The following is a 23,505-nucleotide window of genomic DNA, read 5'->3' on the forward strand; positions in this document are numbered from 1 at the left end:
CGGACCGGCGCCGAGCCATCCGCACAGTCCCCGGGCGGGGTGCCCTCGTAGAGATCTACGAGGGCACCCCGCCCACCTCGTGCTTCTGAGCCCTGCTCGCTGTCACACCCATCGCGTAGGCTCGAAAGCGAACGGACCGGATCTGCCAACTCGGGGAGGGGGCCCAGTGCTCATCGACACCTACGGCCGCGTGGCCACCGACCTGCGCGTCTCGCTGACCGACCGCTGCAACCTGCGCTGCACCTACTGCATGCCGGAAGAGGGACTGCAGTGGCTCGCCAAGCCCGACCTGCTCACCGACGACGAGATCGTCCGGCTGATCCGCATCGCCGTGACCGAGCTCGGGATCGAAGAGGTCCGCTTCACCGGCGGTGAACCCCTGCTCCGCCCCGGCCTCGTCGGCCTTGTCGAGCGCGTCGCCGCCCTGGCCCCCCGCCCCCAGATGTCGCTGACCACCAACGGCATCGGCCTGGAGCGCACCGCCGCGGCCCTGCGCGACGCCGGCCTGGACCGCGTCAACGTCTCCCTCGACACCCTGCGGCCGGACGTCTTCCGGACGATGACCCGCCGCAAGCGCCATGAGGACGTGCTCCGCGGCCTGGCGGCGGCCCGCGACGCCGGCCTGACCCCCGTCAAGGTCAACACCGTCCTGATGCCCGGCCTCAATGACGACGAGGCCCCCGACCTGCTCGCCTGGGCGGTCGAGAACGACTACGAACTCCGCTTCATCGAACAGATGCCGCTCGACGCCCAGCACGGCTGGAAGCGCGACGGCATGATCACCGCCGGTGACATCCTCACCTCGCTGCGCACCCGCTTCGCGCTGACCCCCGAGGGAGAGGACGCCCGCGGCGCCGCGCCCGCCGAGCGCTGGATCGTCGACGACGGGCCGCACCGCGTGGGCGTCATCGCCTCCGTCACCCGCCCGTTCTGCCGTGCCTGCGACCGCACCCGCCTCACCGCCGACGGCCAGGTCCGCACCTGTCTGTTCGCCACCGAGGAGACGGACCTGCGCGCGGCCCTGCGCTCGGACGCGCCGGATTCCGAGATCGCCCGCATCTGGAAGCTCGCGATGTGGGGCAAGAAGGCCGGCTCCGGCCTGGACGACCCCACCTTCCTCCAGCCCGACCGCCCGATGAGCGCCATCGGCGGCTAGGGGGAGGGCCCCCGGGCGTCTGCCGGGCGTCTGCGGGGACTCAGCGTCCCGCGCCCGAGGCCTCCCACTCCTCCAGGGTCACCACGTCCTTGAGGAAGCCGCGCAGGTTCAGGAAGTGCGAGAGGTGTTCCCGGTGCTCCTCGCAGGCCAGCCAGGTCTTGCGCCGGTCCGGAGTGTGCAGCTTCGGGTTGTTCCAGGCGAGGACGTACACCGCTGCCGCGCGGCAGCCCTTGGCCGAGCAGATGACGGCGCTCTCGGCGGAGTTCGGGAGATTCGGGGAGTTCACGGCCTCAACCCTACGTCCCGCATCCGGGCCCGGACATGGCGACGCCGGGCAGCCACGGGGGGAGCCGCCCGGCGTCGGTCCATCGCTCCGACGGGGGATGCGGAGCGCGTACGCAGTATGTCACGGGGGATGTGCCCGGGTGCACCGGAACCACATGATTGATCTGAGCTTTTCTTGAGCTTTGCAGACCGGTTGATGGTCAGCTCGGATCGCGCCGCGGCTGTGCCCCGTCGGCCGCCGCGGACTCCCGCGAGGGTTGTGCAGGAGCGCTCTCGCCACCCGGTGGCAGCATCGGCCGGGTCGGTGCCCGCACGAACGTCGACGGCAGCGAAGGGACGTTCTCCCGGCCCGCGTTGGCGATGACGACCGCCACATAGGGCAGCCCGATGCCCAGCACCAGCGTCGCAATGGCAATGGGCCGCTCGACGTTCCACAGCACCGCGGTGAGCACCACCGCCACCGTCCGCACCAGCATCGAGATCACATAGCGCCGCTGCCGGCCGCGCACGTCCTCGGACAGCCCCTGGCGAGCCCCCGTGATCCGGAAGGCCTCGGTGCTGCTCTGCTTCCGCATCACGTTCCACCACCTGGTCGTCGTGCCGGATTCTCCCCGCTTTCCGGGCAGATCCCACGGTACGCCGCGGCTGCGCCGCCTTCGAGACCGGGTCGTGCCACCGAAGAGCCAGGTCGTGCGGGACAGCGGAGGTACCCGCAGCTCCGGCGTGCGACGTAGGTGATGCGGAGTGACACTGGCGGAGCACGGTTACCTGCACCGCGCAGCACGAGGAGGCGACATGAGTTGGTTGTGGGCCGTCATCCTGGGCCTGGTCCTGGGTCTGATCGCGAAGGCGATCATCCCGGGCAAGCAGCAGATCCCGCTCTGGCTGACCGTGATCTTCGGCATGCTGGGCAGCCTCCTCGGCAACTGGCTGGCCACCGGCATCGGGGTCAATGACACCAAGGGCATCGACTGGATCCGGCATGCGTTCCAGCTGGGCGGCGCGATCGTCATCGTCGCCATCGGCGACCGCCTGTGGACGGCGATGCGCGGCAGGAAGAGACAGGCCACCTGACCTCCGGCACACGAAGGCGGCCGGTGCGCGCTCCGCGCACCGGCCGCCTTTGGGTGTGCGGGTCAGCGGCCCTCGAGATGGGCGAGCTTGCGGCCGGCCTTGAGGTACACGGCCCCCGGCTTCCCCACCAGCTTCTCGTCGAGCACCTCGGCCAGTGGCCGCACCGCATCACCCTCGGCCAGCACCACCGTCTGCTGGCCGTCCTCGCCCTCCACCACCAGGCGCAGCGCGTTCTGCTTGGCCAGCCGCCGGGCGGCCGAGGCGCTGGGCGTGAACTCCAGCACCTTCGTCAGCACCGCGGCCACCGTCTCCGCGCCGTGTGCGGCGACATCGACGACCGGCAGCGACTCGACGTCGCCGAACGACTTCTTGGAGAACTGGGCGACGAACCCGGCTCGCGCGGCCATCGCCGCGTCCAGCCCGTACAGCGCCGCCACGACCTCCCCGGCCAGCACCTTCTTGAGGTCCATCGGGTGCAGCGACCGGTCGGCGACCCGCGCCAGGACGAGGGCGATCTCCTCGTCGGTCCACTCCGTCCACGCCTTGAGGTACGGCTCCATCAGCCGGTCGGGAACCGACATGATCTTGCCGAAGACGTCGTCGGCGGGAGCGGTCAGCCCGACGTAGTTGCCCTTGGACTTGGACATCTTGGCGCCGGTGCCGTCCGTGCCCTCGATCAGCGGCATGGTCACGGCCAGCTGCGGCTGCTGGCCGCGCAGCTCCATCAGCTTGCGGCCCATCTGGAGGTTGAGCAGCTGGTCCGAGCCGCCCAGCTCCACATCGCACTCCAGGGCCACCGAGTCCAGGCCCTGCGCGACGGGGTAGAGCAGCTCCGTCATCGTCAGACCGGAGCCGTGCTCCAGGCGGTTGCGGAAGTCCTCGCGCTGCAGCAGCTGCGAGGCGGACACCTGGGAGAGCAGCGAGAGCAGCTCGGGGAAGGTGTACGGCGCCAGCCACTCGCTGTTCTGCCGGAAGCTGACCTTCTCGAAGTCGAAGAAGGGGCGCACCTGTTCGCGGTAGCTGGCCAGATTCCGGGCGATGTCCTCGTCGGTGAGCGGCGGGCGCTCGGCCGTACGGCCCGACGGGTCGCCGATCTTGGCGGTGAAGTCACCGATGATCAGCGTGACGTCGTGGCCCAGCCGCTGGAACCGGCTCAGCACGATCAGCGGCACCGCATGCCCCAGGTGCACATCGGTCGCCGTCGGGTCGATGCCCAGCTTGATGTGCAGACCGCGGCCCGCGGCCCGGCGCTCCTCGATCCGCTCGGCCAGCTTGTCCACGCCGGGCAGGACCTCGACCGTACGGGAGGCGATCAGCTCGGCCTGCTCCTTGGCGGGCAGGTCCGTCAGGTCGAGATAGCGCCGGGCGCCCGTCTCCTTGAGCAGCTCCTGGACCGTGGCGTCCGCGGAGAGGTCGGTGGAGAGCAGGGTCGTGGCGCGGGCGACGGATTCGCCGAGGCGTGTCATGGCGTTCCTGATCGATCGGTGTTCTGGAATCGGGAGGACAAGCGCACAGTCTATTGCCAGAGCGGACGGGCCCACGCACGGGTTTTCGCGCGTGGGCCCGGGTGCGGGGCGCTTTCGGCCCGCCCCGTCACACCCCCTGGCTGACCGAACTCATGTGGAAGTCCGGCACCCGCAGGGCCGGCATCGCGGCCCGTGTGAAGTAGTCGCTCCACTCGCGCGGCAGGGTCCGCTCCGTACGGCCGGCCTCCACCGCCCGCGACAGCAGGTCCACCGGGGACTCGTTGAAGCGGAAGTTGTTGACCTCGCCGACCACCTCGCCGCGCTCGACCAGGTAGACGCCGTCCCGGGTCAGCCCGGTCAGCAGCAGCGTCGCCGGATCGACCTCGCGGATGTACCACAGGCAGGTCAGCAGCAGCGCCGGCCCGTCGTGGCCGCTCGCCGCCACCATCTCGTCCAGCGAGCGCGAACCCCCCGCCTCCAGCAGGAGGTTGTCGATCGCGGGCGCCAGCGGCAGCCCGGTCAGCGCGGCGCTGTGCCGGGTCGTCAGCAGCCGGTTGAGCACTCCCTCGCGCACCCAGTCGGTGGCGGTCAGCGGCAGTCCGTTGTCGAAGACGGACGCGTCGTCGCCGGAGGCGTGGGCCAGCACGAACGGCGCGCACTCCAGCCCGGCCGCCTGCGGGTCGCTGCGCAGTGTCAGCGGCAGCTCGGAGAGCTTCTCGCCCAGCCGGGTGCGCACGCCGGCCGGTGCGCCGTCGTCTCCGCCCGCCTTGGAGAAGACCGTACGGCCCTCGGCGGCGTCCCGGGCCGCGGACGACCACAGCTGGTAGATCAGCAGGTCGGCGACGGCGGTCGGGGGCAGCAGGGTCTCGTACCGCCCGGCGGGCAGCTCGATCCGCCGCTCGGCCCAGCCCAGCCGCCGGGCCAGCTCGGCATCCAGCTCCCGCGGGTCGACATCGGTGAAGTCGCGTGTCGCCCGGCCCGCCCATGCGGAGCGGCTGCGGTCCGGGGACTTGGCGTTCAGCTCCAGCGTCCCGGTGGGCTGGTCGTGCCGCAGCCGCAGTCCGGCCGAGGTGCCCAGGTAGGACGAGACGACCCCGTGGTGGGCGAAGCCGTACAGCTCGCGGCCGCCCGCACCGGCCTGCCGGAAGGACTCGCCGAGCGCCGGCGCGAACGCCGCGAAGACGTCGGAGGAGGTCTCGGCGGGCGCGTCGGTGAAGTCGGCGGACGCCGCCACGCCACCGACCAGCGGCTGGGCGTCCTCGGCCGGGCCGGCGCTCCGCGCGGCGGCCTCCGCGGCCCGCACCAGCCCCTCCAGCTCGTCGGCGGTGACCGCGGACCGCGAGACCACGCCGGACGCGGTGCCCTGCCCGCCGTCCACGGTCGCGACGACGGTCAGTGTCCGGCCGCGGGTGACGCCGTTGGTGGTGAGGGCGTTGCCCGCCCAGCGCAGATTGGCGCTCGACTCCTCATCGGCGATGACCACGCAGCCGTCGGCCCGGGAGAGCTCCAGGGCCCGCTCGACGATCTCGTGCGGCCTGCTGCTGCGAGGGCTCATTGGCCGGCCTCCTGGGTGGTGTTCAGGATGTTGACGTTCTCGAAGAGGGCGGAGGGGCAGCCGTGCGAGACGGCCGCGATCTGGCCCGGCTGGGCCTTGCCGCAGTTGAAGGCGCCGCCCAGGACATAGGTCTGCGGGCCGCCGACCGCGGTCATCGAACCCCAGAAGTCGGTGGTGGTCGCCTGGTAGGCGACATCGCGCAGCTGCCCGGCCAGCCGCCCGTTCTCGATCCGGAAGAACCGCTGGCCGGTGAACTGGAAGTTGTAGCGCTGCATGTCGATCGACCAGGAGCGGTCGCCGACCACGTAAATGCCGCGCCGCACACCCGAGATGAGGTCCTCGGTGGACGGCCCGCCGGCAGCCGGCTGCAGCGAGACGTTGGCCATCCGCTGGACCGGCACATGGCCGGGGGAGTCCGCGTAGGCGCAGCCGTTGGAGCGCTCGTAGCCCGTCAACTTCGCGATGCGGCGGTCGAGTTGGTAGCCGACCAGGGTGCCGTCCTTGATCAGGTCCCAGGACTGCGCGGCCACTCCCTCGTCGTCGTAGCCGATCGTCGCGAGACCGTGCTCGGCGGTCCGGTCGCCGGTCACGTTCATGAGCCCGGAGCCGTACGCGAGCTTCCCGAGCCGGTCGAAGGTGGCGAACGAGGTGCCCGCGTACGCCGCTTCGTAGCCCAGCGCCCGGTCCAGCTCGGTGGCGTGCCCGATCGATTCATGGATCGTCAGCCACAGGTTGGACGGGTCCACCACCAGGTCGTACGCACCGGACTCGACGCTCGGCGCGCGCATCTTCTCGGCGAGGTGCTCCGGGATCCGGGCCAGCTCGCCGTCCCAGTCGTAGGTGTCGCCGGTGAGGTACTCCCAGCCGCGGCCGACGGGCGGGGCGAGGGTGCGCATCGAGTCGAACTCGCCGCTGGAGGGGTCCACCGCGACCGCCGTCAGCTGCGGATGCAGCCGTACCCGCTGCTGGGTCGTGCCGGTGCCCGCGGTGTCCGCGTAGAACTTGTTCTCCTGGACGGTCAGCAGCGACGCATCCGCATGCGCCACGCCCGGCGCCGCCATCAGCCGCTCGCTCCACTCCGCCAGCAGCCCGGTCTTCTCGCCGGCCGGCACCGAGAAGGGGTTGATCTCGTACGACGAGACCCAGGTGCGGTCCGGATGCGCGGGCTCCGCGGCCAGCTCCACCCGCTCCCGGGACCCGGCGGCCTCGATGACCCTGGCCGAAAGCTTGGCCATCGCCACCGCCTGCGCGGCCACCCGCGCCGCCGCGTCCATCGTCAGGTCCACCCCGGCGGCGAACCCCCAGGCCCCGCCGTGCACCACCCGGACCGCGTATCCGAGGTCGGTGCGGTCCGAGGTCCCGGACGTGCGGGCGTCCCGCAGCCGCCAGGACGCGCTGCGCACCCGCTCCAGGCGGAAATCGGCGTGCTCGGCGCCCAGTGCGCGGGCCCGCGCCAGCGCGGCGTCGGCCAGCGCGCGCAGCGGCAGCGCCAGGAAGGTCTCGTCAACGTCATGGGGTGAAGCGGGCACGGCGTCCTCCCGTAGTAGGCGCCTGCATCATGCCCTGCGGCGCGCCATCGGCCCAGACCGCACCTGCCGGCGGGCGCTGTGTGTCGGCCACCGGCAACGGGGCGGGGCGGCGCCGAGGAGGGGCTGCCCGGTGGCATTCTGTGGGGACCCGACAGTCCGCGCCGCGCGGCCCTGTCCGGGCTCGATTCCCCTTCCGGGCCCGCCGACCGATAGTTTCGTAGCGAACGCAGTAAGACGGACAGGAAACGGAAAGGGTGATCTCTTGAGCCGCTCGGTTCTGGTCACTGGAGGCAACCGCGGCATTGGCCTCGCCATTGCCCACGCCTTCGCCGAGGCAGGCGACAAGGTCGCCATCACCTACCGCTCGGGCGAACCCCCCAAGGGGTTCTTGGCCGTGAAGTGCGACATCACGGACAGCGAGCAGGTCGAGCAGGCATACAAGGAGATCGAGGAGAAGCAGGGCGCGGTCGAGGTGCTGGTGGCCAACGCCGGCGTCACCCGCGACCAGTTGCTGATGCGGATGTCCGAGGAGGACTTCACCTCGGTCGTCGAGACCAACCTCACCGGCACCTTCCGGGTGGTCAAGCGCGCCAACCGCGCGATGCTGCGGGCCCGTAAGGGACGGATCGTGCTGATCTCCTCGGTGGTCGGCCTGCTGGGCTCCGCCGGCCAGGCGAACTACGCGGCCTCCAAGGCCGGTCTGGTGGGCTTCGCCCGCTCGCTCGCCCGCGAACTGGGCAGCCGTAACATCACCGTCAACGTCGTCGCCCCCGGCTTCGTCGACACCGACATGACGCGTGCGCTCACCGACGAGCAGCGCGCCAACATCGAGAAGCAGGTTCCGCTCGCGCGCTACGCGCAGCCCGAGGAGATCGCCGCCTCGGTCCGCTTCCTGGCCTCCGACGAGGCCGCGTACATCACTGGAGCCGTCATTCCTGTCGACGGCGGATTGGGCATGGGTCACTGATCAGCATGAGTGGAATCCTTGCAGGCAAGCGCATCCTGGTCACGGGTGTTCTGACCGAGTCGTCCATCGCGTTCCAGGCGGCCAAGGTCGCCCAGAACGAGGGCGCCGAGGTCATCCTCACCGGCTTCGGCCGGCTCTCGCTCGTCGAGCGGATCGCCAAGCGGCTGCCCAAGCCGGCCCCGGTGATCGAGCTGGACGTCACCAACCAGGAGCAGCTGGACGGGCTCGCCGACAAGATCCGCGAGCACCAGGGCGAGGATGCCCGCATCGACGGCATCGTGCACTCCATCGCCTTCGGCCCGCAGGGCGCCTTCAACTTCCTGGAGGCCCAGTGGTCGGACGTGGGCACCGCGGTGCAGGTCTCGGCGTACTCCTACAAGTCGCTGACCATGGCCTGCCTGCCGCTGATGGAGCACGGCGGCGCGGTCGTCGGCCTCACCTTCGACGCGCAGATCGCCTGGCCCAAGTACGACTGGATGGGCGTGGCCAAGGCGGCGCTGGAGAGCACCAACCGCTACCTGGCGCGTGACCTCGGCGCGAAGAACATCCGCTGCAACCTGGTCTCGGCCGGCCCCATCAAGTCGATGGCCGCCAAGTCCATCCCCGGCTTCGAGGAGCTGGCGGACGTGTGGAACCACCGCGCCCCGATCGGCTGGGACCTGGCCGACCCGGAGCCGGCCGGCCGCGGCGTCGTCGGCATGCTGTCCGACTTCTTCCCGCGCACCACCGGCGAGATCGTGCACGTCGACGGCGGCGTGCACATGATGGGCGCCTGACGCCCGCAGCCTCTGCGCCAAGCATCCGTACTGCCCGTCCCGGTCCGCCGGGGCGGGCAGTACGCGTAGGGGGAAGGCCCCGTACGCGGTCGCGGGGCGGGCGGCCCCGGGTCAGCCGCGCCGCAGGACGGTGAGCCGGCAGCCGAAGGGGTGCGCGCTCGCCTCGGTGGCGGCCAGCTCGCCGTCGCCGGCCCGGATCGCCTCCACCAGGCGGGCATGGTCCATATGTGCCTCCGGCCGGAGCACCGAGCCGACATCGGCCCGCAGGAAGTCACGCAGCACACCGCCCAGGTCGGCGTAGATCTCGGCCAGCACGTCGTTGTGCGAGGCCGCCACGATCGCCATGTGCAAGGTCGCGTCCGCCTCCACGAAGTTCTCCGCCGCACCGGACTCCCAGGCGCTCTCCCGCCGCTCCAGCAACGCGTCGATCTGCCGCAGGTCCTGCGGGGTGCGACGGCGCGCGGCGAGCCGGGCCGCCTCCGCCTCCAGGGCGCTGCGCAGCTCGGCGACGTGGCCGGGGTCGGCGTCGGCGAAGCGGCGGTTCATCACGCCGGCCAGTTCGCTGGTGGCGACGACGTAGGTGCCCGAGCCCTGCCGGATGTCGAGCAGGCCGTTGTGGGCGAGCGCCCGGACCGCCTCGCGGACGGTGTTGCGGGCCACCCCGAGCTGTTCGACGAGCTCCGGCTCGGTCGGGATACGCGACCCCACGGGCCACTCGCCGGATGTGATCTGGGCGCGCAGCTGCGCGATCACCTGGTCTGCCAGCGCGGACCGGCGGGGCGAGGTCAGGGGCATTGCGGCGCTCCGGAGTCGTGGGGCGGACGGGCGGTGGCGGGGATGCCTTGCGGCCCGTGGTGCCGCCCGGGACGCCCGAGGCTAGCGGCAACGAGTGGACAGGCATTCATCCCATGATTCTATGATGAGTCCTATGGCAGACGAAGACCTCGCGACCCTCGGCCCCGCGGCCGGGCCCCGGAAGACCCCCACGAACCGCTCGGCCGACGATTTCGGGCAGCCGGCCCCCGAGCAGGCACCCCCGGCCGCCACCGCGCCCACCGGGCCCGTCGCCCGGTGGCTGCCGCGGCTCGTGATCGCCGGTCTCGTCCTCGCCGCACTCAACCTCCGCCCCGCCATCACCAGCCTCGGCGCGCTCCTGGAGGAGGTGCGCGACGGCCTCGGCATGAGCGGTACCGTCGCCGGCCTGCTGACCTCCGTGCCCGCCCTGTGCTTCGCCGCCTTCGGCATCGCCGCGCCCCGGCTGGCCAGGCGCTTCGGCCCCGGCGCGATCGTCTGCTCCGGTATGGCCGCGATCGCCGTGGGCGTCGCGGTACGGCCCTTCGCGGGCGGCACCGGCGGCTTCCTCGCGGCCAGCGCGCTCGCGCTGGCCGGCATCGCGGTCAGCAATGTCCTGATGCCGGTCGTCATCAAGAGCTGGTTCCCCGACCGGGTCGGCTCGATGACCGGCCTGTATTCCATGGCGCTGGCGCTGGGCACCTCGCTCGCCGCCGCGCTCACCGTCCCCATGACCTCGGCGCTGGGCGGCAGTTGGCGGCTCGGCCTGGCCGTCTGGGCGGCCCTCGCCGTCGTCGCCGTACTGCCCTGGCTCGCCGTCGTACGGCAGCGGATGCCCGGCGTGGGCGTGTCCGCGGGCGGCGCCGCGACCTCGGCGGAACCCCCCGTACGGATCACCTCGTCACCGACCGCCTGGGCGCTGGCCGTCTTCTTCGGGCTGCAGGCCACCGCCGCGTACATCACGATGGGCTGGATGCCGCAGATCTTCCGCGACGCGGGAGTCTCCGCCGGTACCGCGGGCGTGCTGCTCGCCGTCACGATGGCGATGGGCGTGCCGCTCTCCTTCGTGCTGCCGCGGCTGGCCTCCCGGATGCGGCACCAGGGACCGCTGGTCGTGGTGCTCGGGGTCTGCGGCCTGTCCGGCTACGCCGGGCTGTGGCTGGCACCGGCCGCCGGCGCCTGGGCCTGGGCGCTGCTGATGGGCATCTCGAACTGCGCCTTCCCGCTGGCCCTGACGATGATCGGGATGCGGTCGTCCAGCTCCGCGGGCGTCGTCAAGCTCTCGGCCTTCGCGCAGTGCGTCGGTTATCTGATCTCGATCCCGGGGCCGCTGCTCGTGGGCACCCTCTACCAGCACAGCGGTGGCTGGGGGCTGCCCATCGCGCTGATGGCCGGGCTCATGGTGCCGCAGATCGCGGTGGGGGTGCTGGCAGGCCGGGACCGCCGTATCGAGGACGAGACCTGAGTGCGAGACTGGGCCCATGCCAGTGCTCGAACCGAATCCGCAGGGCGGACAGAAGAAGTTCCTCCTCGTCCTGGGCGCCATGCTCGCGGTGACCGTCGTCATCGCGGTCATCGCGAGTATCGCCGCACCCTGACCGTGCGCCCTGACCGGCCCGGGGTGGGGAGAGCCCCCCGTCCCCTAGGGGGCCAGGGTCAGGGGTAAGTGGGTGGTTTCCCGGGTGGGAAAGCCCGCCGGTGGTCCGTAGCTTCGAAGTACACCGCACCGCGCGGTGGCGCACCGCCGACCCCGGCCGCGCACCCCTTCGATCCGCCACGGAGGCGATCACCGTGTCCGCCGTGTCCCCGCCTCCCTCCGGGCCGAAAGCCTCCGCCGGCGGGATCCGCCTGCGCAGGCGGCTGCCCTGGTGGGCGCTGGCCCTTCCCGTGGCGTGCTTCGTCGTCCTGCTGACGCTCGTGGCGAGCCCGTCCGGGGCGAGTGCCGCGAGCCCTCCGCACAGCCTGGCCCCGCTGCTGGAATTCCTCGCCGGAATCGTCCGCACAGGTGCCTGACAGCGCTCGCGCCCCGCTGTCACCCGGCAGAGGGGAGCCCTCCAACACCCCGCGCCCCGTGCCGCCTTTCGTGCGAAGCTGGGACGCATGAGCGCCGACACCACCCGCCGGATTGTCCTTCTCCGACACGCAAAGGCCGAATGGTCGCAGAACAGCGACCATGAGCGTCCGCTCGCCGACCGCGGCCGTCTGGACGCCTCCGCCGCAGGCCGCCGGCTGGCCGGAGCCGGGATCACCCCCGATCTGACCCTGTGCTCGACCGCCACCCGCACCCGCGAGACCTGGAAGCTCTTCGTCTCCGAGCTTGCGCACCGGCCCAGGACCGTTTATGAAGAGCGGCTCTACGAAGCCTCGCTCGGCGAGCTCATCGCCCTGCTGAACGAGACCTCCGACGAGGTGCACGACCTGCTGGTGATCGGGCACAACCCGGGAATGCACGCCCTCGCCGACGCGCTCGCGGGCGAGGCGGAGGGCGATCTGCTGCCGCGGATGAACCGCGCCGGATTCCCGACCGCGACGCTGGCCGTGATCGAGTTCAACGGCTCCTGGAAGTCCGTCGAGCACGGCGCCGGCCGGCTCGTCGCCTACCTCCCGCCGCACGAATGAGCCGCCGGCCCCACAGCCACAGCCACAGCCGCTGACGCGGGCTCCGGCCGCGGACCCGCCACCCCGGAGACGACAGAAGGGCCCCGGTGCACACCGGGGCCCTTCTCCTGTCCGTCCGCCCCCGCTTCCTGCGGGGCGGTGCGCTCGGCCGGCTCCTCAGCCGACGTGGGTGTCCGCGGCCTCGACCTCTTCGCGGGTGATGCCCAGCAGATACAGCACGGTGTCCAGGAAGGGCACATTCACCGCGGTGTGCGCCGCCTCGCGCACCACCGGCTTGGCGTTGAACGCCACCCCGAGCCCTGCCGCGTTGAGCATGTCGAGGTCGTTGGCGCCGTCGCCGATCGCCACGGTCTGGTCGAGCGGGACCCCGGCCTGCTGCGCGAAGCGGCGCAGCAGGCGCGCCTTGCCGGCCCGGTCCACGATGTCGCCGGTGACCCGCCCGGTGAGCTTGCCGTCCACGATCTCCAGGGTGTTGGCGGAGGCGAAGTCCAGCCCCAGCTCCTCCTGGAGCGCGTCGGTGACCTGGGTGAACCCGCCCGATACGACGCCGACTTGATAGCCGAGCCGCTTGAGGGTCCGCACGAGGGTCCGGGCCCCGGGGGTGAGCCGCACCTCCTTGCGTACGGCCTCCACGACGGAGGCGTCCAGGCCGCCCAGCAGTGCGACCCGGGCGTGCAGCGACTGCTCGAAGTCCAGCTCGCCGCGCATCGCGGCGGCGGTCACCTCGGCGACCTCGGCCTCGCAGCCGGCGTGCGCCGCGAACAGCTCGATGACCTCGTCCTGGATGAGCGTCGAGTCGACGTCCATCACGACCAGCCGCTGCGCCCTGCGCTGCAGTCCGGCCGCGACCACCGCGATGTCCACGCCGAGTTCCGCCGCCTCGGGGGCCAGCGCCGAGCGCAGTACGTCGGTGGCCGCGCCGGAGACCGCGAACTCGACGGCGGTCACCGGATACTTGGCGAGCCGGAAAATACGGTCGATGTTGCCGCCGGTGGACGTTATGGCGGCGGTGATGGCGGCGGTCGACTCCGCGGTGAGCGGGTGGCCGAGCACCGTGACATGGGAGCGGCCGGTGCCGCGCGGACGGTTGTCGCCCCGGCCGGAAATGATCTCCGTCTGGAGGTGCAGCGACTCGGCCCAGCTGTGCACGGTGGCCCGCAGGTCGCCCTCCGACGACCCGGTCGAGCCCTGTGCGGCGGAGGGGGCGGTGACCAGCGCGCACAGCACGATGCGTCCCCGGGTCACCACCTGTTCGATGTCCACGACATCGACGGAGTAGGCGGCGAGGGTGTCGAAGAGACCTGCGGTGATGCCGGGCCGGTCCTTCCCGAAGATCTTGACGAGAAGGGTCGGTACGTCATCGCCCGGTACGGCGGTGGCAGGCGGGATCTGCGATGCGCTCATGGTGCTCTTACGGTAACCGCCCGGCGGAGCGGCCCGTACAGGTGTCCGTGGTTCGGACCGGCGCGTTCCCTCGTCCGCTCCCTCGCGGGGCCGCCCCCAGGTGCCCGCGCCGGGGACGTCCACCTCCGATCGTTACCGACTCGTGTCCGGCTCGGCCCGGCCGTCGCCCCACGCGGCCATCTCGCGTCCAACGACCCTGCTGAGGCGCGGAGTTCGGGTCCCGGGCCGGTCTCCGGCGGAAGGCCGCGGGCGGCGCTCCGACCGTCGTCCGGGCGCCGCCTGCGGGCCGTGGGGCCGGCGGCGCCGCGGCAGGGGCCGCGCGCCGCGCCGGCCGGCCCGGACACCCGGCGGGCCGGGCCGCTCCGGGCCCGCACGGCGGCCCCTCCGCGCCCCGCAGCGCGGGAAAGGCGCAGCTCATCGCCGACCCGGTGGGCGCCGCCCGCTCGCCCCGCCGGACCTGCGCGGCATCCGCCGTGGGCCGTACGGCTGTGTGGATGACACCGGGTTGCCGGGAACGTCAGGCATCGAGCGATACGTCCCCATCCGTGGGTGCTTCTCTGCTCTCCGGGGTGTTTGGCGGGTGTCGACAAGAGCGCTCGGTGCCCCGCGCCTGTCCCGGTTTCCGGTCGGGGGGCCGAGCCTGAAATAGTTCTAGCGATGTTCGCCATCCCTGGATTCCCATACAGGGCGTCACTCGGGGGACTATGTAATGGGGCATGGAGTGCCTGAACTCGTACTCGAATTGAACGGAAGGACCTGGACGCTCGACCCGTCCCGGTCCTACAACGTGGGCCGTGATCCGCAGGGCGACATGGTGCTCGACGACGCCAGGGTTTCCTGGCGGCACGCCACCGTGCGGTGGGCCGGCCACAGCTGGATCATCGAAGACCACGGCAGCACCAACGGCACGTACGTCCAGGGCCGGCGGATCCAGCAGATGGAGATCGGCCCCGGCGCGACCGTGCACCTGGGCAATGCCACCGACGGTCCCCGGGTGAGCCTGTCGGCCGGCGCGGGGCAGGACGCCTACAGCGCGCGGCCCGCGATGGCGCCGCAGCAGCAGGCCGCGCAGGGCTGGCAGGCGCCGCCCGCGCAGCAGCCGCCCGCGTTCCAGCCGCCGGCCGGGCAGCCGCCCGTGCAGCAGCCGCCGGCCCAGCAGGGCTGGCAGGCCCCGCCGCAGGGGCAGCAGCCGCCGTACATCCCCCCTCAGCAGGCCCAGCAGCCTCCTGCGCAGGGCATGGCGCCCCACGAGCGGCCCGCGCAGAAGGCGGGCGCCCCGGTGCCGCAGGCGCACGGCGACCGCAGCCCGACCACGTTCCACCAGCTCGACGCGGGCCGGGTGATGCGCATCGGCCGTGCGCTGGAGAACGAACTCGTCGTCTCCGACCTCCAGGTCTCCCGCCTCCACGCGGAATTCCGGGCCACCCCCGACGGCCGCTTCGAGATCCGCGACCTGGGCAGCCACAACGGCACCTACGTCAACGGCCAGCCGGTCACCAAGTCCGGTAAGGCGCTGATCGGGCCGAACGACATCATCGGCGTCGGCCACTCCACCTTCCGGCTGGTCGGCGACCGGCTGGAGGAGTTCGTCGACACCGGCGACGTCTCCTTCTCGGCCCGCCACCTCACGGTCACCGTCGACGGCGGCAAGCAGATCCTCAAGGACGTCTCCTTCGGTGTCCCGGAGAAGTCGCTGATCGCCGTCATCGGCCCGTCCGGATCCGGTAAGTCGACGCTGCTCAAGGCACTGACCGGCTACCGCCCCGCCAACCAGGGCGATGTCCTCTACGACAACCGGAATCTCTACAAGCAGTTCGCCGAGCTGCGCCAGCGCATCGGACTGGTCCCGCAGGACGACATCCTGCACAAGGAACTGACCGTCGCGAAGGCCCTCAACTACGCCGCCAAGCTCCGCTTCCCCGGTGACACAGCGGAGTCCGAGCGCCAGGCGCGTATCGACGAGGTGCTGCGCGAGCTCAAGCTCGACATCCACAAGACCAAGAAGGTCACCTCGCTCTCCGGTGGCCAGCGCAAGCGTGTGTCGGTGGCCCTGGAGCTGCTGACCAAGCCGTCGCTGATCTTCCTGGACGAGCCGACCTCCGGCCTCGACCCGGGCATGGACCGCGACGTCATGCAGCTGCTGCGCGGCCTCGCCGACGACGGCCGCACCGTCCTGGTCGTCACCCACTCCGTCGCCGAACTCGGCATCTGCGACAAGCTGCTGGTGATGGCGCCGGGCGGCGGCGTGGCCTACTTCGGCCCGCCCGAGGAGGCGCTCAACTTCTTCCAGTACGACACCTGGGCGGACGTCTTCTCGGCCTTCGAGAACTACCGTGACTACGACTGGATGGGCCGCTGGCGCGGGTCCCCGCACTACCAGATGTACGCCGCGGACATCGACGCCGTCGCGCCGCAGTCGGTGGAGATCCAGCCGCCGCCGGCCCGGATGCAGAAGTCGCAGAGCTGGGGCTCGCAGCTGTGGACCCTGATGCGGCGCTATGTCTCGGTGCTCGCCTCCGACCGCGGTTTCCTGGGGCTGATGGTGATCCTGCCCGCGGTGCTGGGCGTGGTCTCGATTCTGATCCCCAGCGACTTCGGCCTCGGATACGGCCCGGTGGCGAAGGGCCGCACCAACCGCGACGCCAGCACGATCATGCTGATCCTCGCGGTCGGCATGTGCTTCTCCGGAGCGGCCAACTCCGTCCGTGAGTTGATCAAGGAGCGGGTCATCTACGAACGCGAACGGGCCACCGGCCTGTCGCGGTCGGCGTATCTGATGTCCAAGGTGATCGTGCTGGGGCTCGTCACGGCCTTCCAGGGCGTGATCATCGCGGTCATTGGCTTCTGGACCCGCCCGATGCCCGACGAGGGCCTGGTGCTGGAGAACCTGCCGGCCGTCGAGATGGCACTGGCGATCATCGCGCTGGGCTTCACATCGATGATGTTCGGCCTGATCATCTCCGCGCTGGTCAAGACGGCTGAGAAGACCATGCCGCTGCTGGTCATGTTCGCCATCGTCCAGGTCGTCTTCACCGGCGTGCTCTTCCAGCTGTTCGACACCGTGGGCGTCGCGCAGTTCGCCTGGCTGATGCCGTCGCGCTGGGCCGTCGGCGCGATGGGCGCGACCGCCGACATGAACACGCTGCTGCCGTGGGAGCCGGGCAATCCGGACCCGCTGTGGAAGCACCAGACCGGCGTCTACATCATGGACATGATCATCCTGATCGGTCTCGGTGTCGCGCTCGCCTTCGTCGTCGCGCGGCTGCTGCGCCGCCACGAGCCGGAGGTCATGCGCAAGTAGCGCGTGCCGCACCGCGCACCACCGCCGAGGGGCGGCACCCGACACCGGGTGCCGCCCCTCGGCGGTGGTGCGTGCGGCGGAAGGCCGCGTGAACTCCGGCTCAGTAGGCCGAGTTGACGTTGTCCATCGAGCCGTAGGTGGCGGCGGCGTAGTTGCAGGCCGCGACGATGTTCGCCACCGGGTCGTACAGGTCGTTCGGGGTGCCCGCGACGTGGTAGGTGTCGAACGTCGGCTGGATCACCTGGAGCAGGCCCTTGGACGGCACACCGTTCTGGGCGTTGATGTCCCAGTTGTTGATGGCCATCGGGTTGCCGCCGGACTCCCGGATGATGTTGCGGTGGATCCCGTCGTAGGACCCGGGAATGTTGTGCTTCGCCATGATGTCCAGCGACTCGCGGATCCAGCCGTCCAGGTTGTCCGCGTACTTCTTGGGCGCCGGCTTCGGGGCCGGGGCGGGCGCGCGCTCGGCGGACCGGCTCGCGGCCTCCTTCGCCTTGCGCGCCTTCTCGGCCTTGGCCTTCGCGTCGGCGGCGGCCTTGGCCTTGGCGGCCTTCTCGGCTTCGGCCTTCTTCTTGGCCGCGGCGGCGGCCTCGGCCTTGGCCTTCGCCGCGGTGGCGTCGGCCTGCTTCGTGATGGTGGCCTGCTGGGTCTTCGCGGCCGTGCCGACGGCGCTGAAGGCGACCGGCTTCACGTGCTCGACGGTGGTGGCCTCGGCCTTGCCCTGACCGGCGTCAGCACCCGGCACGACGGTGAAAACCAGAGCTGCGGCACCGGCCGCGGCAACGCCGGCGACGGAAAGCTTACGGGTCCGGGTCAGGCGGTGGAATCCGGAAAGGGCGTGCTTGGGCATGATGGGTCGACCTCTTCCAATGGGGGACGTCACAAGGGGCCTTGGTTGGCGGATAACGCCGAGTTCTGACCACGGCGCCGAGCGACGGGAGCCATTCTTAGCGGCCGAAAATTAACCGGGCAAAGGTGTGACGTACGATCCGGGTTAGTGGAACCCGGGGAGCGTGGAATGCGTCCGGAACGGTTGCTTCCCAGCTCACAACGGATCTGATGGACCACTAACCCGGGTCGTAAGTGACCTGGGTCCTATGCGCGGCGTCACATTTCGGCGAGGTTTATCTCGCCGTTGGTAATTGCAAACGCACAGTCTGTGGGCGTCAGACTTCGACCATCACCTGGTCAAGGGACTTTCGGACCAAATCGGGCACTTCGCATTCCGGCGACGGATAGCCCACGGGAATCACCGCGAAGGCTTTTTCGTTGGCCGGCCGCCCGAGTACCTCCTGCAGGAACCGCATCGGGCTGGGCGTGTGCACCAGTGCCGCGAGGCCCGACAGATGCAGCGCGGACAGCAGCATGCCGACCGCGATGCCCACCGACTCGTCGACGTAGTAGTGCTTGCGCTTGCTGCCGTCCTCGCCCAGCCAGTGCCGCTGCTGGAAGACCACGATCAGCTGCGGCGCGTCGGTCAGATGCGGCTTGACCTCGTCCGTGCCCAGCGGCCGCAGCGCCGCCAGCCACTCCTCGCCCAGCCGCCCCTCGTAGGAGACCTGTTCCTCCTCCTCGGCCGCCACCCGGATCCTGCGCCGCACCTCGGGGTCCTTGACCAGTACGAACGTCCACGGCTGCTGATGGGCCCCGGACGGCGCGGTGGCCGCGCAGGCGATCGCGTCCCGCACCACCTGCGCGGGCACCGGATCGGTGGCGAACTGCCGCACCGTGCGACGCCGGTCCATCCGCTCCCGCAGCTCCGCGGCACGGGCCAGCGATTCCGCGGCCGGCATCCGCGCGGGGCGGTACGGCACCGGCCGGTAGGGGTCGCCGTGGGTCGGGGTCCAGCTCCTTGTGGAATGCGTCATGCACCGAGTCTGGAACTCAGGACGGCGGCACCGGATGGACATCCCCGAATTCGTGCCACAGGTAGCGCCGCCGCACGGCCGCCGCGTACGCCCGCCGCAGCACCGCCTCCTGAGCCCCGTCCGCCCCGCCGGTCACTGCCTTCACCACCGCCTCCAGCGTCAGCAGATGCGAGACGGTCGGCTCGTGCAGCCCCGTGAGCAGGCCGTCCATCGCCCGCACCCCCGCTCCCGCGTCCCCACGAGATCCGTCCAGCCGGCCGCGGCGCGCCCCCGCCGGTCCGGCCCGGCCGCTGACTACAGCGCCCGTACGGCCGTCGTCCCCGCCGTCACGATCCGCCCGACCGCGGCACCCCGCCCGGGGCGGCGCCGGGCCCGCGCCGCGTTCACCAGCCACGCTGTCGGCGGCGCCACCGCGAACCGCTCCGCATGCGGCGGTCCGAACGCCTCCGCCGACGCGACCCCGGTGTGCAGCGAGATCGGCGCGATCCGCACCCCGCGACTGACCAGCCGCGCCACCAGCGGCGCCGTGAACGGGCGGGCCGCACTCGGCGTCTCCGCGCTGCCGCCGTCCGGCGAATGCACCGCGAAGACCGTGGTCCAGGGTCGCCTTCGCCGACCCGTGGCCGCCCACGGTGGGATACGCCTCCACGGCCGCCCCGGAGCTGATGTTCAGCACCGCGCCGACTGCCCGGGGGAGGGCCACCTCACCACCCGCCCCACCTGTCCCTATGTAGAGGGACGTATCCGCTTCAGTGGAAGCTTCGGTGACATCCCCTATATAAGGGGACAAAAAAGACGAGGCGCGCAACAGCGGCAAAGCCCCTTGGGTGAGTCCCGGCGGCGCCACCACCTGCGTTTCCAGCGCCTCCCGCAACCCGGTCGGCGGACGGTCCGCCGGCCGCACCAGCGGCTCGGCAGCCGGCACGCTCGCGTGGTTCACCAGCAGGTCGAGCCCGCCCGGCCCCGGGCCGCAGCCACCAGCTCCGCACGGTGTGCGGCGTCCGTCACGCCCCCGGGCAGCGCCGACACCCGCGCTCCGCCGTCCGCAGCTCCTCCGCCGCGGCTTCCAGCGGCCCCGCGGATCCGGCGTCCACCACCAGATCCCACAAGATGCCGCCAGAGCCCAGCCGCGCCCGGCCGGCGACCCGGCGAATGCCCGGCCCGGCCCCTTCGAGGCTCCCGCGATGATCGCCACCGGCATGATCCCGTCACTGCTTCCGTCTCCGGCCGCTGTCCGGGCCCCGGACGCGGCCGGAAGGGCCACCCCGCGAGCCCCGCGAGCCCCGGGGACGCCGGAGGGGCCTCCGGGCACCCGATGCCCTCGCCGTAGGAACCGGAGCGGCTCGCGGGCGCCGGCCGCCGGACGGGCCGGATCAGGGCATGGGGCCTAGTCCGCTGGGCGGAGGCAGACGCTTCCTCAGGACCGATACGTGCCGGTCAGCGCGCCGGTACGGTGAAGCCATGAGCAACGGACCGGGTGCCGGGATCCCCGCGGTGAGCACCGCGATCCTGGCGATGAGCAGGCATCTGGAGGTTCGCGACGTCCTCAAGACGATCGTCGCCTCGGCCCGCGAGCTGCTGGACGCCGAATACGCCGCCCTCGGTGTCCCCGACGATCACGGCGGCTTCGCCCAGTTCGTGGTGGACGGCGTCAGCGACGAGCAGTGGAAGGCCATCGGCCCGCTGCCCCGCCAGCACGGCATCCTCGCCGCGATGCTGCACCACGCCACCCCCGAGCGCCTCGCCGACGTCCGCGCGGACCCCCGCTTCGGCGGCTGGCCGTCCGCCCACCCCGACATGTCCGACTTCATCGGACTGCCGGTCGCCGACGGCGACGACATCCTCGGCGCGCTCTTCCTCGCCAACAAGCGCTGCACGACCCCGCCGCCCGACGGGAACGGCTGCGGCTTCACCGAGGAGGACGAGCGGCTGCTCGGGATACTCGCCCAGCACGCCGCCATCGCCCTGACCAACGCCCGCCTCTACGAGCGCAGCCGCGAACTGACCATCGCGGGCGAGCGCGCCCGGCTCGCCCACGAGCTGCACGACGCCGTCGCCCAGAAGCTCTTCTCCCTCCGGCTCACCGCCCAGGCCGCCACCGCACTGGTCGACCGCGACCCGGCCCGCGCCAAGGGCGAACTCCACCAGGTCGCCGAGCTGGCCGCGGAGGCCGCCGATGAACTGCGCGCCGCCGTCGTCGAACTGCGGCCGGCCGCCCTGGACGAGGACGGCCTGATCGCCACCCTGCGCTCGCAGGCCCAGGTGCTGGACCGGGCGCACGGCGCCCATGTCACCTTCGCCGCCCACGGCGTCCGCGCCCTGCCCGCCGCCCAGGAAGAAGCGCTGCTCCGGGTCGCCCAGGAGGCGCTGCACAACGCCTTGCGGCACTCTGGGGCCGAGCACGTCGAGGTGACCCTCACCCGGAACGGCCAGGGGGCGCTGCTGCGCGTCGCCGACGACGGCTGCGGCTTCGACACCGGCACGGTCCGCCGGGCCGGCCGGCATCTCGGCCTGGTCTCGATGCGTGACCGCGCCGGCGGCGTCGGCGGAAAGCTCACCGTGGAGTCGGAGCCCGGCAAGGGCACCGCTGTCGAGATGGAGGTACCCGGTGGCTGACACCGACAGGGGCGGTGCGACGGGGCTCCCCCCGGAGGGCACCCGGGAAGGCTCCGGCCGGCGTGCGGGCGACGGCCGGCCGATCCGCGTCCTGCTCGTCGACGACCACCAGGTCGTACGCCGCGGCCTGCGGACCTTCCTGGAGATCCAGGACGACATCGAGGTGGTGGGGGAGGCCTCCGACGGCGCCGAGGGGGTCGCCGCCGCCGAACGACTGCGTCCCGACGTCGTTCTGATGGACGTCAAGATGCCCGGTATGGACGGCATCGAGGCGCTCCGGAAGCTGCGCGAGCTGACCAACCCCGCACGGGTGCTGATCGTCACCAGCTTCACCGAGCAGCGCACGGTCGTGCCGGCCCTGCGCGCGGGCGCCGCCGGATATGTGTACAAGGACGTCGATCCGGAGGCGCTGGCCGGCGCCATCCGCTCCGTCCACGCCGGGCACGTTCTCCTCCAGCCCGAGGTCGCCGGCGCTCTGCTCTCCCAGGACGTGGGCAACAACGGCCAGGGGCGCGGCACTTCACTCACCGAGCGGGAGCGTGAGGTGCTCGGCCTGATCGCGGACGGGCGGTCCAACCGCGAGATCGCCCGCGCGCTGGTGCTGTCCGAGAAGACGGTCAAGACCCATGTCTCGAACATCCTCATGAAGCTGGACCTCGCGGACCGGACACAGGCGGCGCTGTGGGCGGTCCGGCACGGCATCGGCGCCTGACCCGGCCCGGCCCGGCCCCGTCGGTGCCGGGCCCCACGGCCCCGCCGTTTCCCTGGTCATCCAGGAATCGGAACGTCGTCTTCCGGTGCGAGATTCATACTGTCGTGTAGATGTAGCCCATTTGGCGTATCCCCGTCCGCGCCGGGCCGTTCTCCAGTGCAGTCGTGGCGGCTGGCCACGGCAAACGGCAACGAGGAGCAAGCGAAGTGAAGAACATCAAGCGGGCCGCGGCGATCACGATGATGGCGGGCGGCCTCGCCGTCGCAGGTGCCGGCCTCGCCTCGGCGCACAGCGCGCCGCTGGCCCAGGGCGCGGCCGTGCAGTCGCCCGGCGTCGGCTCCGGCAACCTCGTCCAGGTCCCGGTGCACATCCCCGTGAACGCCTGCGGCAACACCGTCAGCGTCGTCGGTGTCCTCAACCCGGCCTTCGGGAACGACTGCGAGAACATCTGACGCAGCCGCGCCCACCCGGCGCACCCGTCCCGGCCCCGCAGCCAACCAGCTGCGGGGCCGGACCGGTTGGGCCCCGGCCGACGGCCCCTCAGACCTCTCGCCCCGCCCGGCTCACCCCCGCCGCTCCCGCTCCTCCACCGCGGAGTTGTACGCCGCCACCTGCGCCCGCCGGGCCGTACGCTCCACCGGCCGCAGCGCCTCGGCACGGGCCGCGATCTCCGACGAACTCACCGCCCCGCCGTGCTCCCGGCCGTCACCGCCCGCCTGCTGGGCGATACCGATGAGCGCACCCACCCGCTGAGCCAGCTCCAACACCCGTACCGCACGGGGCGGATATCCCGGCGCCAGCACCTGACGACCGGCCTCGGCCCGTGCGCGGTACGCGTCGAGGGCCGCACGGGCGACCGGGCCCGATCCGGCCACGTCCAGCTTCGCCAGCATCTCGGTCGCGTCCCGCAGCGCCTCCGCCAGCTCCCGCTCGGCCTCACCCAGCGACGGCACATCGGCCGGCGGCCCCTCCCGCACCGGCAGGCAGCGCCAGACCACCTCCACATGCACGTCCGGACCGCTGCCGCCCTCGGGCCCGGCCTCGTATATCTCCGGGACCAGCCCCAGGCCGGCCCCGGCGGCGACCACCGCCTCCCCGGCCTCCAGCGCCCGCGCATTGAAATCCGGCGGACCGCTCAGCCCCAGCGGATGCCCCGGCGCCGGCAGCGCCACCCGCAGGCCGACGGCCCCCAGGTTCCGCAGCCGCCCCAGCGCGAGGGTCAGCCCGACCGGCGACGCCTCTCCGGGGAGGTCTTCCACGCGGTGCACCGCATCGTCGTCCGCGATGCGGTGCACCGCGTCATCAGGTGAGATAAGTCCGGCCAAAAGGGCATTTCCCCATGCCGCCAGCCGTCCTGATCGAGGTTCATCGAGCATGGTCCCCAG

The 23,505-nt window shown here is 71.8% G+C and carries 22 protein-coding genes and 3 pseudogenes; 12 read left to right on the forward strand and 13 right to left on the reverse strand.

The window, feature by feature from the left end:
- The first annotated feature begins 166 nt into the window (after nt 1-166).
- Entirely contained in the window at nt 167-1,156 is a 990-nt protein-coding gene (moaA, locus tag ACIRQ7_RS33585; protein ID WP_404266342.1) for a GTP 3',8-cyclase MoaA, read from the forward strand.
- Between the two features lie 40 nt (nt 1,157-1,196).
- Here moaA and ACIRQ7_RS33590 read toward each other — a convergent pair whose 3' ends face one another.
- Nucleotides 1,197-1,442 carry a hypothetical protein gene (locus ACIRQ7_RS33590; RefSeq protein ID WP_401479481.1) on the reverse strand — a complete coding sequence of 82 codons (246 nt, stop codon included), beginning with the start codon at nt 1,440-1,442 and terminating at the stop codon, nt 1,197-1,199.
- Between the two features lie 199 nt (nt 1,443-1,641).
- The gene (locus ACIRQ7_RS33595; RefSeq protein WP_403676361.1) at nt 1,642-2,016 is read right to left on the reverse strand and encodes a DUF3099 domain-containing protein; all 375 of its coding nucleotides are present in this window, start codon (nt 2,014-2,016) and stop codon (nt 1,642-1,644) included.
- A gap of 220 nt (nt 2,017-2,236) precedes the next feature.
- Here ACIRQ7_RS33595 and ACIRQ7_RS33600 point away from each other — a divergent pair, with 220 nt between their 5' ends.
- Nucleotides 2,237-2,515 carry a GlsB/YeaQ/YmgE family stress response membrane protein gene (locus tag ACIRQ7_RS33600; protein WP_404266343.1) on the forward strand — a complete coding sequence of 93 codons (279 nt, stop codon included), beginning with the start codon at nt 2,237-2,239 and terminating at the stop codon, nt 2,513-2,515.
- Nucleotides 2,516-2,577: 62 nt separating this feature from the next.
- Here ACIRQ7_RS33600 and tyrS read toward each other — a convergent pair whose 3' ends face one another.
- From tyrS to ACIRQ7_RS33615, 3 genes are all read right to left on the reverse strand, one after another.
- Nucleotides 2,578-3,981, reverse strand: a complete 1,404-nt coding sequence (gene tyrS, locus ACIRQ7_RS33605) for a tyrosine--tRNA ligase (protein ID WP_404266344.1) — start codon at nt 3,979-3,981, stop codon at nt 2,578-2,580.
- 127 nt (nt 3,982-4,108) lie between these two features.
- Nucleotides 4,109-5,536, reverse strand: a complete 1,428-nt coding sequence (locus tag ACIRQ7_RS33610; protein ID WP_404266345.1) for a metallopeptidase TldD-related protein — start codon at nt 5,534-5,536, stop codon at nt 4,109-4,111.
- Nucleotides 5,533-7,065, reverse strand: coding sequence for a TldD/PmbA family protein (locus tag ACIRQ7_RS33615; protein WP_404266346.1), 1,533 nt, complete (start codon nt 7,063-7,065; stop codon nt 5,533-5,535). Before ACIRQ7_RS33615 ends, ACIRQ7_RS33610 begins: the two co-directional genes overlap by 4 nt.
- 262 nt (nt 7,066-7,327) lie before the next feature.
- Between ACIRQ7_RS33615 and fabG the strand changes: the two genes are divergently transcribed.
- Entirely contained in the window at nt 7,328-8,032 is a 705-nt protein-coding gene (gene fabG / locus ACIRQ7_RS33620; RefSeq protein WP_401479464.1) for a 3-oxoacyl-[acyl-carrier-protein] reductase, read from the forward strand.
- A 5-nt stretch (nt 8,033-8,037) separates the two neighbouring features.
- Entirely contained in the window at nt 8,038-8,808 is a 771-nt protein-coding gene (gene fabI / locus ACIRQ7_RS33625; RefSeq protein WP_404266347.1) for an enoyl-ACP reductase FabI, read from the forward strand.
- A gap of 111 nt (nt 8,809-8,919) precedes the next feature.
- Here fabI and ACIRQ7_RS33630 read toward each other — a convergent pair whose 3' ends face one another.
- Nucleotides 8,920-9,603: a FadR/GntR family transcriptional regulator gene (locus ACIRQ7_RS33630; protein ID WP_403676356.1), complete on the reverse strand. Its 684-nt coding sequence runs from the start codon at nt 9,601-9,603 to the stop codon at nt 8,920-8,922.
- 133 nt (nt 9,604-9,736) lie between these two features.
- Between ACIRQ7_RS33630 and ACIRQ7_RS33635 the strand changes: the two genes are divergently transcribed.
- From ACIRQ7_RS33635 to ACIRQ7_RS33650, 4 genes are all read left to right on the forward strand, one after another.
- Nucleotides 9,737-11,065: a CynX/NimT family MFS transporter gene (locus ACIRQ7_RS33635; RefSeq protein ID WP_404266348.1), complete on the forward strand. Its 1,329-nt coding sequence runs from the start codon at nt 9,737-9,739 to the stop codon at nt 11,063-11,065.
- A gap of 16 nt (nt 11,066-11,081) precedes the next feature.
- Nucleotides 11,082-11,198, forward strand: coding sequence for an SGM_5486 family transporter-associated protein (locus tag ACIRQ7_RS33640; RefSeq protein ID WP_401479452.1), 117 nt, complete (start codon nt 11,082-11,084; stop codon nt 11,196-11,198).
- 202 nt (nt 11,199-11,400) lie between these two features.
- A complete protein-coding gene (locus tag ACIRQ7_RS33645) occupies nt 11,401-11,613 on the forward strand; it encodes a hypothetical protein (RefSeq protein ID WP_404266349.1) in 213 nt (70 codons plus the stop codon).
- Between the two features lie 87 nt (nt 11,614-11,700).
- Nucleotides 11,701-12,219, forward strand: coding sequence for a SixA phosphatase family protein (locus ACIRQ7_RS33650; RefSeq protein ID WP_404266350.1), 519 nt, complete (start codon nt 11,701-11,703; stop codon nt 12,217-12,219).
- A gap of 156 nt (nt 12,220-12,375) precedes the next feature.
- Here ACIRQ7_RS33650 and serB read toward each other — a convergent pair whose 3' ends face one another.
- On the reverse strand, nt 12,376-13,623 hold the full coding sequence (gene serB, locus ACIRQ7_RS33655; protein WP_401479443.1) for a phosphoserine phosphatase SerB: 1,248 nt from the start codon (nt 13,621-13,623) through the stop codon (nt 12,376-12,378).
- Nucleotides 13,624-14,332: 709 nt separating this feature from the next.
- Here serB and ACIRQ7_RS33660 point away from each other — a divergent pair.
- On the forward strand, nt 14,333-16,924 hold the full coding sequence (locus tag ACIRQ7_RS33660) for an FHA domain-containing protein (protein ID WP_404266351.1): 2,592 nt from the start codon (nt 14,333-14,335) through the stop codon (nt 16,922-16,924).
- Between the two features lie 100 nt (nt 16,925-17,024).
- Here the strand turns inward: ACIRQ7_RS33660 and ACIRQ7_RS33665 are convergent, their stop codons facing one another.
- The 5 genes and pseudogenes from ACIRQ7_RS33665 to ACIRQ7_RS33685 all read right to left on the reverse strand — a co-directional run.
- A complete protein-coding gene (locus tag ACIRQ7_RS33665) occupies nt 17,025-17,774 on the reverse strand; it encodes a transglycosylase SLT domain-containing protein (RefSeq protein WP_404266352.1) in 750 nt (249 codons plus the stop codon).
- A gap of 316 nt (nt 17,775-18,090) precedes the next feature.
- Nucleotides 18,091-18,792, reverse strand: a complete 702-nt coding sequence (locus ACIRQ7_RS33670) for a nitroreductase family protein (protein WP_404266353.1) — start codon at nt 18,790-18,792, stop codon at nt 18,091-18,093.
- Between the two features lie 16 nt (nt 18,793-18,808).
- Nucleotides 18,809-19,392: pseudogene (locus ACIRQ7_RS33675) on the reverse strand (S-adenosylmethionine:tRNA ribosyltransferase-isomerase); the annotation flags it as partial.
- Nucleotides 19,388-19,480, reverse strand: a pseudogene (locus ACIRQ7_RS33680) (short-chain dehydrogenase); the annotation flags it as partial. The pseudogenes ACIRQ7_RS33680 and ACIRQ7_RS33675, both read right to left, overlap by 5 nt.
- A gap of 108 nt (nt 19,481-19,588) precedes the next feature.
- Nucleotides 19,589-19,993: pseudogene (locus ACIRQ7_RS33685) on the reverse strand (SDR family NAD(P)-dependent oxidoreductase); the annotation flags it as partial.
- 260 nt (nt 19,994-20,253) lie between these two features.
- Between ACIRQ7_RS33685 and ACIRQ7_RS33690 the strand changes: the two are divergent.
- The 3 genes from ACIRQ7_RS33690 (at nt 20,254) to ACIRQ7_RS33700 (ending at nt 22,572) form a co-directional block, all read left to right on the forward strand.
- The gene (locus tag ACIRQ7_RS33690) at nt 20,254-21,408 is read left to right on the forward strand and encodes a GAF domain-containing sensor histidine kinase (RefSeq protein ID WP_401479431.1); all 1,155 of its coding nucleotides are present in this window, start codon (nt 20,254-20,256) and stop codon (nt 21,406-21,408) included.
- An 82-nt stretch (nt 21,409-21,490) separates the two neighbouring features.
- A complete protein-coding gene (locus tag ACIRQ7_RS33695) occupies nt 21,491-22,120 on the forward strand; it encodes a response regulator (protein WP_404266364.1) in 630 nt (209 codons plus the stop codon).
- A gap of 206 nt (nt 22,121-22,326) precedes the next feature.
- On the forward strand, nt 22,327-22,572 hold the full coding sequence (locus ACIRQ7_RS33700; protein WP_401479428.1) for a chaplin: 246 nt from the start codon (nt 22,327-22,329) through the stop codon (nt 22,570-22,572).
- A gap of 111 nt (nt 22,573-22,683) precedes the next feature.
- On the opposite strand, the gene ACIRQ7_RS33705 is transcribed toward ACIRQ7_RS33700, so the two are convergent.
- On the reverse strand, nt 22,684-23,496 hold the full coding sequence (locus ACIRQ7_RS33705) for a hypothetical protein (protein WP_404266354.1): 813 nt from the start codon (nt 23,494-23,496) through the stop codon (nt 22,684-22,686).
- Nucleotides 23,497-23,505: the final 9 nt, after the last annotated feature.

The organism is Streptomyces sp. NPDC101393, from assembly GCF_044767385.1.
Classification (GTDB): domain Bacteria; phylum Actinomycetota; class Actinomycetes; order Streptomycetales; family Streptomycetaceae; genus Streptomyces.